This is a genomic window from Tepidibacter mesophilus (assembly GCF_002724055.1).
Lineage (GTDB): Bacteria > Bacillota > Clostridia > Peptostreptococcales > Peptostreptococcaceae > Tepidibacter_A > Tepidibacter_A mesophilus.
Genome location: NZ_BDQY01000024.1, coordinates 25,073 through 37,647, shown reverse-complemented (window position 1 = coordinate 37,647; position 12,575 = coordinate 25,073). Strand labels below are relative to the sequence as shown.

Here is a 12,575-nt window from a genome sequence, read left to right as displayed (position 1 = left end):
GATGTTATATAAGTTTAACTATTGTATCTTCTTTTAATTCATCTTCTAGTTTTCTTCTTATTTCATTAAGTAAATTATCTATATCTTGTTTGCTTTCTATGCTCTTTGCTCCATGTAATATATTAGACATACTGACATTTACAGTCTTCTTGATTTTAGGTATATATGGTTTTTCACCATCTTTTGCTTCTATTTCTTTCTTTTGATTTTCTTGTTTTTGGTTTAATAATTTTTCTTGAATTTTTTGATTAATTCTATCAAAGCATCTTATCTTTAATCTATCAGATTCTTCTTTCATTGCTATGGCTTCATAGAAGTTATTAGCTGAGTCTAATCTATTTAATAAATCTTCAAATTGATTTTTAAATTGATTATAAAGTTCCTCTTTTAAATCATATAATTCCAGTTCACCAATTACTTTCTTATAATCGCTTTCAATTACATTTTTTACTGGTTTACACTCTTCTTCTAAAAGATCTGTAAATTTCTCTACAAATTCATTTATTAAATCTGGTAGTTTTTGAATTTCATTATATGGTTTCTTAGAATTTGCTATTTTATCTATTTTGTTTACTATTTCTATAGTTTCATTATCTAAAACGTAAGTTTTATTTTTTGAATAAATACTCAATTGATGAAGAGCTTTATCAAATTGATTTTTTTGATTTTCAAAAAATTTCTTTATATCGTATACACTTTCTTCATAATCTAAAAAATCATCTTGAAGTTCATATAATTCTTCATAAAACTCTTTTACATCTTTTATTTTTATAACTTTTTCAAATATCTCTTTTCCTTTTTCTAAAATATCTTTTCCTGGATACTTTTTGTCATTTTTGTACTCTCCTAATAATTCTTTAATGCTATCTGATTTTTCATAAAGCTCATTATAGCAAAGTTCTTTAAATCTATTCATAAGTCCATCTTCATCACTTGGAACTGCTGCATGATTAAATACTTCTTTAGCCAAAGTTTTAGCATTATTTATATATTTTACTGGAGTTTTTATTCTCTTTTTAATCACTAATCTATCTACATAATCTCTCTTAGTAACGTATCTAACTATATCTTTATCCGATGTAGTTAAATATTCATGATTAAGAACTAGCTGTATTTCTTGTTCTTTAAATAATGTTAATACGATTCCTGCTATATCTAAATCTCTCCATCCATAAGGAGCTCTAGAATATAAAGTAGTTATAGATTTTATACTCATCGGAATATTTCTTTCTGTATTTCTATGAACATATTTATTTACATCATCTATTGCTAATTTATTTTTTCTATCATCTGTTAATGCTAATTGGATTTTATTTTCTGCTAATAGTTCATGTAATTGCCTTTCATTTTCTATAAAATCTGTCATATAGTGAAGCTTATTATACATATTTTCAATAAGATTTTTAAATCCATCATTTATCCTATCTGCTGGATTTTTAGATTTTATATCTAGTTTTTGAGAATTAACAAATATATCTCCATCTTTTAAAGCTTGTATAATAAGTGTCGTTACTCTTTCTTTTCTTTCTGTTATTTCTCTTTGCTTTCTTATTTTTATTTCTTCATTTTTATTTGATGATGTTGAAGCTTTTTGGCGTAAATATGTTTCTATTTTTAATATTTGTTCCATCTCTTCTAAATACGATGTGTCCATAGGAAGTTTAACTATTAAGTTGTTTTCTCTTGATGACATCATTTTTAGTTCTTGCTCTGTAAGTTCTACCCCTGTATCGTAGTAAGGTGTTATTATTTTCAGACCTATTTCATGATTTTGAGAAAGCATTGGTCTATCATCAATTATTTTATTAAAGTCAAAAATATATCTTGAATTATATTTATATTTCTTATCACTGTATATTCCACTAAATATCTCTTCTCCAATTTTTAAAATTGTTTCTCCTATATCTACTTGTATATGTTGAATTTCTTTATTTACATCTTGTTCTTCATTAGTTAAGAATATATATTCTTCTCCATTTTTCTGTATTAGAGTCTCTTTTAATAATCTTCTTAAAGATCCCTCTATATTCTTTTTAAGATCTATTTTATCATCATCAATATTTGAAACCATTAAGGTTGCTATATTCTCTATATTTGAATGTATTTCCTTAACATACCTAATTAAAAATAGTGTTTTTAAAACTTTCATATCAAAGTCATTTAAGTTATCATTATCCTCTGCATGAATCATTACTGTTCTAATATTAGAATCTAAGAAAGCTTCTATTGTTTCATAAAAAGCTGAAAAAGGTATTAATGTTCCTACTTCTTTATCTACATATCTTGTTGCTGATTCTTGGAATGCACTCAGAAGTGATCTTTCTCCTTCTGATAAATGTTTTCCACTTGCTCCATGTAGTCTTATACCAGTAAACACCGATTGAAGCAAGTTAAATTGGTATGGTATAAATGGATAAACCTCTATAAAATCTTGCTCTGATTTATATGTTTTCATCTCAGCTGCATCTGTTGAAAATGTGATTAAGTTTTTAAGTATCGCTTCTTTATCTTGATAAACGAGTCTTAATGTTTCTTTTGCAGGAGGATTTTTAAGAAGTATACGCTTTTTAATTACTTCATCTACATTTGCACTTGATAAATTTAGTCTTGTATTAAATCTACCTTGAATTTTAGAGAAGTCATTTCCTTTTACTTTAGTTATAGAATCTATATCTTGTTGTGATGTAACTAAAACCCATGCTTTACCTCCACAGTGAGTTCCTAGATCCTCTATAACAGTTTGAAGATTTAGCATTAATCCTACATCATCTCCTATGTACTGACCAATTTCATCTACCAAGAATACTACATGATGGTTTTTGCCTTTAGATTCTATGTATTCTTTAACTTTTTGTGCAAATTTTTCAACACTTAAAGAGTAGTTTTCTTCAGCCTTGTTGTACCAGTTCCTTGCAGCTTCTTCACTCATTTTAGTAGTTTGTGATAAAGCTTCAATTATATTGTCTTCTTCAAAATAAAAGTCTTCTCTAGATTCTTCCCATTCACTTCCTGATAACTCTTTAAATTTAGACTTAAAAGTTTCATAGCTATTATCTTTAATCATTTGTCTTTCAAGATCTGCAAGCCACGGCATAGAACCACAAAGTCCCTGCATTTCATTAAATACCTTCATAAATACTTTAACGATAGCATCTTTATTAGATTTTGAATCTGAATCAGATTTTGAATCTATATTAAATAGCACAACGTCAGTAGTAATGTCCCCCACCATTTTCATATCAGCAACTACCATAGGATCTTTAATTTTGTCATCAAAATATGATATTGCCTTATTTCCTTTAACTTCTTTGTTTTCTAGAAGGTATGATAGGATTTTTAAAAAATGAGATTTACCACTTCCAAAGAATCCTGAAATCCATACCCCCATTTTATCTGTATAATCATGTACCCCTTTTTTATAAGCTTCAAAAAACTCACTAAAGTGCTTTGAAAGTTCTCTTGTAACTACATACTCTTCTAACTCTTGATATACATTTGTATCATCTTCTTGTCCTACTTTTATAACCCCTTTGATATCCCTTGTGATGTCTTTGTCAAACATTTTCTTAAGCTGCATATTTTTCTCCTCCCAATTTTGATTATTATATCTATCCGAAAGCTAAAAGTTCTAAAACTCCATCCTCTTAAGTTTGGAGTTAAGAACTTAACAGCTTCTGGATTAGCTCAACTAGAAATTCAGTTGGAGTAAAAACTCCATCTGAATTAAGTTTCGCTTTATATAAGTTTGAATGCTCTATAGTAGTTATCATCTTTTATTTCATCAAATAATTGAAGTTCTAATCCATCATAAGTACCTGGAAAAAACATAATAAGAGGTACGTAATCTACAACTGAATGTAACGTATTTAAGATAGTATGAGAACGAATTATAGGCCATGCTTTTCCTATCCCTGTTAAAAATACAATATCGTCTTTTTCTACTCTTTGCCTAATATGATCTACTATTAAATCATTATTTTGAGTAAGTCTTAGAGTCTTCTTTATAGCATCTATTGCCTTTTGCGTACTTTTCTTTTCTTCCATTTCTATTGTCTTTTGTAAATATCCCTTTTCTTGTAATATTTCAATTATAATTTCATACAAGTCAAATTCTTTTATTTTGATTTCTGAGTTTTCATTATTTATCTTTTGTTTTAAAAATTGTATATGCTCTCTTACTAGTATTTCATCTTTTGGATTGTAATCAAAAATATAAAATCCAATTTCATTTCCAAGACCTTTATTTTCTCTAAAACTTGTATCCATTAATTTAGGTAAAATCAGATCTAATCTTTGATAAATATTTTTTTTCATTTATATCTCTCCTAACATAGCATTTAAAAATGCAGTGTCACCTTTTTCTTTTAAATGCTCTATTACTTCTATCTCCATAATAGGAGGTATTATTTCAATGTTTTTATTGTTTTTCTTTGCAAATCCTGCTTCTATCAAAATTCTCTTATATACTTGTTTTAGTTTGTAAAATGTATATTCTTTCCACGATGCAATTTTATCATTTTGCTGAGCTTTCTTTTGAAAAAATATATCCAAATCTTTGTCTTCTATTATAAAGTATCTTAGTATATATTTATCTTTATATACATCATTCATAAATTCAAAAAATAGCCTGTCTGTTTTAAGTATAGAATATAGTGCTAATTGTTTACTTGTTTGTAAGTTTCCATTTGCAATTTTTTCAATTGAAAATTCATCTAAAGCTTTAATTCTTTTTGCAGCAGTTGAAGCAATTTCTTTTTTTCTACTTTCAGAATTAACCATAAAGATATTTTCTTCAATTGATTTTTGTTTTAATTCTTTTTCTTGTACCCCTTGTAACACAAGTTTACAAGCTATTTTTAACTCATTATACAGAAAAGACATTGATTTAATTGTAGAAGTATATTTATCCATTTTTAAAATCCTCCATTTTTTTCGGTCCACTTTTTTATGTCATAATTTGATTATATCACAAGTTTAAGATTTTATTCTAAACAAAAAAAATTACTGGATAATGATATCCAGTAATTTTTTCGTTGCTAACAATTCCATTCTAATTCAGGTGTTCTTTTTCTAAACTCATTTAATTTATCTAACTTCTCTATAAACCATTCTTCTATTTCTTCAAATTGATTATCGCTAGCTATAAAATTAGAAAGTGGTTCTTCAAACCATGCATCACTTCTATTATCTTCTATATCAATATATTCAAAAAAATCCTCATTTTTTTCTATGTATTTCTTAAACTCATCATATTTGCTATTATTTTTCATGCAATATACACTTACAACTAAGTATGGTATTATTTTTCCGTCACATTCTGAAAGACTGATACCTAAACATACTTCTGAATATCCTTCTCCAAATGCGTTATCTCTCCATAACCAACAGCCATTAGTATCTTTAATTTGTTTTATAGTCGAACTATGATTTAATTTTCCAAAACCATCTGAAAATATACTTCTTAAATTATCAAAACACTCATTTATTTTTGAAAAAGTAGCATTAAGATTAGCTAAAACTATTAAATCTTGAAAATTAAAATTTCCTGCAGTAACCATATCCTCACCCCTTAAAAATTCTAAAAATTCTCTAATCATTTTATTATTTTCGTATTTTTTTAAAACTCTATATACATTAACCCATCTAAACTGTTTAAAATTAATGTCTATTATATCTTTCTTATCATAATATTTAGTACAATATCTTAGATATATATCTTTATTTTTTTCTTTTTGTATATTATTTAAAACCTTACTATATCTTTCTAATTGTCTTTCTCCTTCTGATGAATTGACTTTATTTTCAAGAAAACAAATTGTATCTTGATTTTCAATTACAATATCTACTATAAAATCAGTGTCATCTTTTAGGTTAAATCTTCTTTGAGATTCAATTTGAAAATTATCTCCTGGAATTTCTAATATATTTTTTGCAAAATCTCTAAATATTTCTTTATTAGCTTCAATTAATCCAACTAGAATTTCTGTTGCATAATCTTCCAATGGAGTCTTTCCTGAATCTATATTTTTCTATATAGCCTTAATAGTCTGCTGTAAATACTACTCATAATTTCATCTCCCCAGATCTAACCTTTCGTATATTTAATGTATCTTATTTACTCACTTTTGCAATATTCATTCATAGTAGCTACTTCCTCCTTAGTTTGTTCTGAAGTAAAATTATTACTATATTTATTAAATAATATTTCTAGTTCTTTAATGTAATTATTTCCACTGTCTACTTGCACTGAAGTAGTTCACTGTTTTGAATATATAGATTTTCTATTTATACAGTTTTTCCATTTAAAATATTGCAAATATAATCTCCATATTTTTCTACTTTCTTTTCTCCGAAACCTTTAATTTTAAATAATTCTATTTTATTTTTAGGTTTAGCTTTAATAAGTAAATCTAATTCTTGGTTATTAAAAACCATATACGCTTTTATTCCTTCTTCTCTAGAAGTTTTTAATCTGTATTCCTTTAATGCTATATACATATTTTCATCCAATGAATTTTTTATTATTTCATTTTTTCCCTGTTGATATAAATCAAAGTCTATATCCGATAATTTATATTTAGACATATAATCAATTTTTAATGATTTGTTATTTTTTACCAAAAAATCTGATATCTCAAACATATACTTTTCAAGAATATTTTTTTCATTATCTTTATTATTTAATTCTTTTTTCAAAATATTTATTATCTGATCATATTTATATATACTATTTTGAATATATTTTGAACACTTACTTTTATTTAATATTGTTTTTGGATTAGCAATAATAACGGCAGATTTAACTGGTAAAGTTTTTATTATTCCATTTTTAGTTAAAATTTCTTTAAGTATATTGACATGGCGTTCATTTTGAGATATTGGACTATACATGCCCTCTTTCTTAATTGTTTTTCCATAACTATTTTTTATTATTCTAATAAAATCACCCTCAGCAGTAATTTCAATATCCCCTGTAAGTTTTTTTGTTTCAAGTACCAATATGAATTTATTAGTAATAATAATAAAATCAAATTGAGCAACATAATCTCCATATTCAAGTCTTATATCATGTAAGCATATCATTGGAATAAATGAATTTTTTAATTCGTAATAAACATTGTTTTCACCATCTAACCCATATTTTAATAGAGTTATATCTCTATCTATAAATTCCTTTTTATTAGAAATAACTTTTTGTGAAAGTTCAATTAAATCATTGATTTGAGCATTATTCTTATCGAATTCTTTTAAAAATATCGGCTGATTTATTGTTCTCTTCTTAAATATAGAAAGTAAAGCATCTTGTACTAAAGACATAACAGTTCTCCCCTTTATATTATTTTCTATTACAATTATAGTTTAAATAACTATAATTTAACATAAAATAATATTTTTTTACATATTTATTTAAATAATGTATTCTATCTTCCAAATGTGAATATTTTGCAAAATCAACTTTTAGATTACTCTTTGTTTTCATTATATGCATACCAAAAAATGACGCTTATTAAAATGTTAGCTACTGGTTTTTAATATTTTTCTATAAAACTTAGATTGCGGCGTTGTAATATCCGTTAAGAAACTTCTTTTGTCTGAACAGAGCGAGTTTAAGAAGTTTTAGGATATTGTATAAGACACAATCTTTAGTTTTATAAAAATATTATTACAGTAGCGGTATTTTAATAAGCGTCATTTCGGCTTAAGCACTATACAATTTTCTAATTCTTTTTTCTAAGAAGTACAACTGTTTCCATGTGAGGCGTGTTAGGGAACATATCCATTCCTTGAACCTGAACTATTCCATATCCACCTTCTTCAAATCCAACCAAATCCTTAACCAAAGTCTTAGGATTACAAGATATATAAAGAATCTCTTTAGAGTTAAATCCTATTATATCCTTTAAAGCATTCTTATGAATACCTGGTCTTGGTGGATCAACGATAATTAAATCTGGCTTTGCCTTTATAGACTTAACCTTTTGAGCTACATCACCTGCTATAAACTCACAATTAGTTATATTGTTTATTCTAGCATTTTCCTTAGCAGCTTCTACTGCTTCTTCAACAATCTCTATACCTATAACTTTCTTAGCACTCTTTGATACCATTTGAGCTATAGTTCCAGTTCCACTATATAAGTCAAATACAACCTTATCTTTTTGATCTCCTATAAATTCAGAAGCTATTTGATAAAGTCTTTCCGCACCCTTAGTATTAGTTTGGAAGAATGAGAATGGAGATATCTTAAACTTAAGTCCAAGCAACTCTTCATATATATAGTCTCTTCCATGAAGTACATTCAACTTATCACACTGAACTGCATCTGCAAGTCCATCATTTTCTGTGTGAAGTATACTTACCATTTCGCCATTAGTACCAAGATTTAATAACATATCCTTGTACTCAGTCATATCAAAATCAGCTTGAGTAGAAGTAACTATATTAACCATTATCTCATTAGTATTAAGTCCTTTTCTAACAACTAGATTTCTAAGATAACCTGTATGAGGCATAGTCTTATAATATGCAAGTCCTTTATCTGCAAAGTAATCTACGGTACTCTTAAGTATCTTTCTATAATCCTCATCTATTAACATACAAGTATCAACAGTTATTATATCCATTGCTCTTCCCTTTTTATGAAAACCAAGAGTCAAAGGACCATCCTTCTCCTCATCACCAAAAGTATACTCCATCTTATTTCTATACTCACGATTTTGAGGACTGCCCTCAACACCTAAAAACTTAAATCCAACAAAATTTTCTTCAGAGAATAAATCAAGTATTTGACCTTCCTTTATCTCAATTTGCTCTTCATAAGGAACAGAAAGCATTGAACATCCACCACAAAATCCGAAATGATCACAAGTATCACAAGTTTCCATATCAGACTTTTCTATTAATCCAAGAGACTTTCCTTCTATCTTATTCTTTCTAACCTTCTTTATTAAAACCTTAAGAGTCTGTCCAGTAATACCACCCTTAACATCAACTCTTTCACCTTCTATAAATCCATATGAATTTCCACCAAAATCCATCCCATCTATCTTAAGCTCTACTATATCTCTTTTTTTCACACTTAACCTCCACCGTACAATATTTTAAAACTATAATAATCATATATCTAAAAATATTCATATCAAAATATATTTACACGAACGATATTTTTATATGAATATTTTTGCTCACAACCAACTATAAAGTAATTTAAGAAACTAGGAATTATTAAAGTTTCGAACGACTTTTAAATATTTATTCTAACCTTGTTATGTTTTTATAAATTAGAATAAAATTTAAGTTAAGAGAGAAAATTTAATAATTTTTAGTTTCTTTATAAAGGATATAATATTAATTACTCTTTATTTTAAAAGTTCTTTAAAATCCTTAATATTTTTCTTTCCTTTAGAATCCAAATAATCTATAAAACTCTCCAATGAGTTATTCACAACAAGTTCATCTGGAATTCCAGCTTCCTCAAATACTTCCCTAACATGATCAAAGTTTCCTATTTGGAATGCTATATGAGTATCTGTTCCTGCAACTAATTTAACATTCATCTCCTTAGCCATCTTAATTATTTTAATACAGTTTTCCCTACTTCCCGGTCTACTCTTTCCAAATGAACTGTTATTTATCTCTATTAATACATTGTTATCTTTTGCAGCTTGTAAAACTCTCTTTGCGTCTATATCAAATGATGGATTTCCAGGATGTCCTATTATATCTACATACTTGTTTTCCATAGCTTTAATAAGTGCATTAGTGTTCTCTTCCTTAGTTCCAGGCTTTATACAAACATCATGAAGACTTGCCAATACTAAATCAAGCTCTGGCAAAAATTCTTCATCCATATCTAACTTTCCATTATAGTCTATAATATTAGCTTCAACCCCTCTTAACACAAATACACCATCTATAACTCTAGGTATAACCTTTTGATTAGCTATATGATATACATGTGGTCCACCTGGCATTGCTGGTGCATGATCTGTTAAAGCAAACATCTTAAGACCTACATTTTTAGCCTCTCTTGCTAAGTCATGAACAGTACTGTATGCATGTCCACTAGCAATTGTATGACAATGTGTATCAAATTCAAACTTCATTTTATCAACTCCTATTTTGTCTCTAATAATTCTAGTTCTTCTTTAGTTAACTCTCTATATTCTCCAAGTTCTAATTTTTCATCTAATTTTAATTTACCCATTTGTATTCTCTTTAAATATACTACTTTTTTGTCTACACTTTCAAACATTCTCTTAACTTGATGAAATTTTCCTTCATGTATAGTTAAGTTTATCTCAGATATATCACCGCTTTTTAATATTTCAAGCTCTCCTGGTAAAGTCTTATATCCATCATCTAATACTACACCTTCTTTAAATGCTTCAATATCTTCATTCGTTACTACTCCATCAACTTTTGCAAAATACGTTTTGGGAACGTGTTTCTTAGGAGACAATAATCTATGAGATAACTTTCCATCGTTAGTAATTACTAAAAGACCCTCTGTATCCTTATCAAGTCTTCCAACAGGGAAAGGATCGAATGCTATATGCTCCAGATCTAATAAATCAATAACCGTTTGATCATATTTATCAGTTGTTGCTGAAATACAACCTGCTGGCTTATTCATGATTAAATATATAAATTCTCTATAATTGATTTTTTCTCCATCAAATAATATCTCATCATTTTCTGGATCTACTTGAGTTGAATTCTTTTTTACAATCTCTCCATTAACAACAACCAAACCTTTTTTGCAAGCTATATTAATCTCAGTTCTACTTCCATATCCTATATTAGATAACACCTTGTCTATTCTCATTTTTTTAGCCATAATATCCTCCTAAATCCATCTCCAGGATTTTTCATATCCGTTTTTTAATGTTCCTTTATTTAATTTTCCAAATCCAAGTGGGTATCCGTTTACACATACCAGGTTTAATCCATTTTCACCCTCTGTAAATATTGTTTCTCGCTTTAGATACTTTATAACATTTGGATCATTTGAATCTAAATTTATTACTCTTTTAAAATCTTCTTTTTTAAGTGCCATACAAAGTGCCTGTGATGGCTTAAATCTATTTTTAATTACTTTACCAAGTAAAAGACCGGTTCTAACTGCCTTTAAGTTCTTAGTTTCTATCATATCCTTTGGAGCTAAATATAGATTATCATTTATAGTTATAAAGTTCCCATCTAAAGTCGTGTTCATGTTTTCTTTTTCAAATTCTTGAAAGCACTCTGGCTTTTTCTTATTTTTTAAACTTTTGTACTCTTTTGTTTCCCCGTCTACCTTTTGTAAAAGAGCTAAAAAATGCCCTTCTCCATTTAATTTATGAGGCCATAGTCTTGCAACTCCTTCAAGTCCTAAACCTTCAGAAATTCCGCCGATTTTTTCTATATTAAGTAACTCAAAGTTATCTTTTTTATCTAAAAATTCTTGTATCATATTCTCATTCTCATCTTTATTGAATGTACAAGTAGAGTATACTAACTTTCCTCCAACCTTTAACATCTTAGCCGCTTCATCTAATATTTCTCTTTGCACATTAGGATATATACTTATATCGTCTTTTTCCCAACTCTTTATAAGTTTTTCATCTTTTCTAAACATACCCTCACCAGAACAAGGTGCATCTACTAAAACTCTGTCAAAAAATCCTTCAAAGTTATTACAAAGTCTATTTGGCGAGTCATTAGTAACTAATACATTAGATACTCCATACATCTCTATATTCTTTACAAGAGGTTTTACTCTACTTGAACTTATATCATTAGTTACAAGAATTCCTTCACCTTGAAGTCTTGATGCTATTTGAATACTCTTACCACCAGGAGCAGCACATAAATCCAGTACCTTATGTCCTTTTTGAACATCTAAGAATTCAACAGGAGACATAGCTGATGGTTCTTGTATATAGTAAAGTCCTGCATTGTAAAAAGGTGATTTGGCAGGTCTTATATCTTCTTCATAGTAAAATCCATCACTACTCCAAGGAATTTTACTCAAATTAAAAGGAGAAATGTTCAAAAACTCATCAACTGAAATTTTAAGTGTATTTATTCTAAATCCGTAATATCTTTTTTCATCGTAGCTTTTTAAAAAAGCATCAAATTCATCATTTAATATATCTTTCATGTTATCTAAAAATTCAACTGGTAATTTCATATATCTTCTCCTAAAAATGCTCACCGTTTTCATAGTATTTTGCTTTATCAAATGTAGTAAAAGCTAAATCTAAGCTTTCAATGTTAAGACCTTCTCTTATACTATCAGTTATAATCTTAGCTACCTTATCTTGAGTATCTTGTCCTCTATCAAACCAAGCAACCTCTATAAATGGATATACTTCTTCTATTTGTCCATTTCTTATGGCTACTGATTGAATACACTCTATCTCAAAATAATCTCTTGGGCACTTAACAATATTAACTAATTCATCTATCATTTTTTCACTTATTTTACAAACCTCATTGGCTTCAATTCCTCTTATTTTAATTTGTGGCATATTTTTTCCTCCTATATTCTCTTCTCTATCATTATTGTCAAATATTATTATACTTTTTAT

The 12,575-nt window shown here is 27.5% G+C and carries 11 protein-coding genes; all 11 read right to left on the bottom strand.

Annotation, left to right across the window (positions count from 1 at the left end):
- Positions 1–4: 4 nt before the first annotated feature.
- Positions 5–3,577 (bottom strand): BREX system P-loop protein BrxC, encoded by a 3,573-nt coding sequence (brxC, locus tag Tmeso_RS13165; RefSeq protein WP_099191952.1) that lies wholly within the window; start codon positions 3,575–3,577, stop codon positions 5–7.
- Between the two features lie 158 nt (positions 3,578–3,735).
- The gene (locus Tmeso_RS13160) at positions 3,736–4,314 is read right to left on the bottom strand and encodes a DUF1788 domain-containing protein (RefSeq protein ID WP_099191950.1); all 579 of its coding nucleotides are present in this window, start codon (positions 4,312–4,314) and stop codon (positions 3,736–3,738) included.
- Positions 4,315–4,911 carry a DUF1819 family protein gene (locus tag Tmeso_RS13155; protein WP_099191948.1) on the bottom strand — a complete coding sequence of 199 codons (597 nt, stop codon included), beginning with the start codon at positions 4,909–4,911 and terminating at the stop codon, positions 4,315–4,317.
- A gap of 125 nt (positions 4,912–5,036) precedes the next feature.
- A complete protein-coding gene (locus Tmeso_RS13150; RefSeq protein ID WP_187296358.1) occupies positions 5,037–6,002 on the bottom strand; it encodes a PD-(D/E)XK nuclease family protein in 966 nt (321 codons plus the stop codon).
- A gap of 113 nt (positions 6,003–6,115) precedes the next feature.
- Positions 6,116–6,247, bottom strand: coding sequence for a hypothetical protein (locus Tmeso_RS16990; RefSeq protein WP_278281469.1), 132 nt, complete (start codon positions 6,245–6,247; stop codon positions 6,116–6,118).
- Between the two features lie 38 nt (positions 6,248–6,285).
- The gene (locus Tmeso_RS13145) at positions 6,286–7,317 is read right to left on the bottom strand and encodes an NERD domain-containing protein (protein WP_099191944.1); all 1,032 of its coding nucleotides are present in this window, start codon (positions 7,315–7,317) and stop codon (positions 6,286–6,288) included.
- A 401-nt stretch (positions 7,318–7,718) separates the two neighbouring features.
- Entirely contained in the window at positions 7,719–9,077 is a 1,359-nt protein-coding gene (rlmD, locus tag Tmeso_RS13140) for a 23S rRNA (uracil(1939)-C(5))-methyltransferase RlmD (protein ID WP_099191942.1), read from the bottom strand.
- Between the two features lie 282 nt (positions 9,078–9,359).
- Positions 9,360–10,106, bottom strand: coding sequence for a phosphatase (locus Tmeso_RS13135; protein WP_099191940.1), 747 nt, complete (start codon positions 10,104–10,106; stop codon positions 9,360–9,362).
- Positions 10,107–10,117: 11 nt separating this feature from the next.
- Positions 10,118–10,840 carry a pseudouridine synthase gene (locus Tmeso_RS13130; RefSeq protein WP_099191938.1) on the bottom strand — a complete coding sequence of 241 codons (723 nt, stop codon included), beginning with the start codon at positions 10,838–10,840 and terminating at the stop codon, positions 10,118–10,120.
- Positions 10,841–10,849: 9 nt separating this feature from the next.
- Positions 10,850–12,175, bottom strand: coding sequence for an RsmF rRNA methyltransferase first C-terminal domain-containing protein (locus tag Tmeso_RS13125; RefSeq protein WP_099191936.1), 1,326 nt, complete (start codon positions 12,173–12,175; stop codon positions 10,850–10,852).
- A gap of 10 nt (positions 12,176–12,185) precedes the next feature.
- Positions 12,186–12,515, bottom strand: coding sequence for a DUF1904 domain-containing protein (locus Tmeso_RS13120; protein WP_099191934.1), 330 nt, complete (start codon positions 12,513–12,515; stop codon positions 12,186–12,188).
- Positions 12,516–12,575 lie beyond the last annotated feature (60 nt).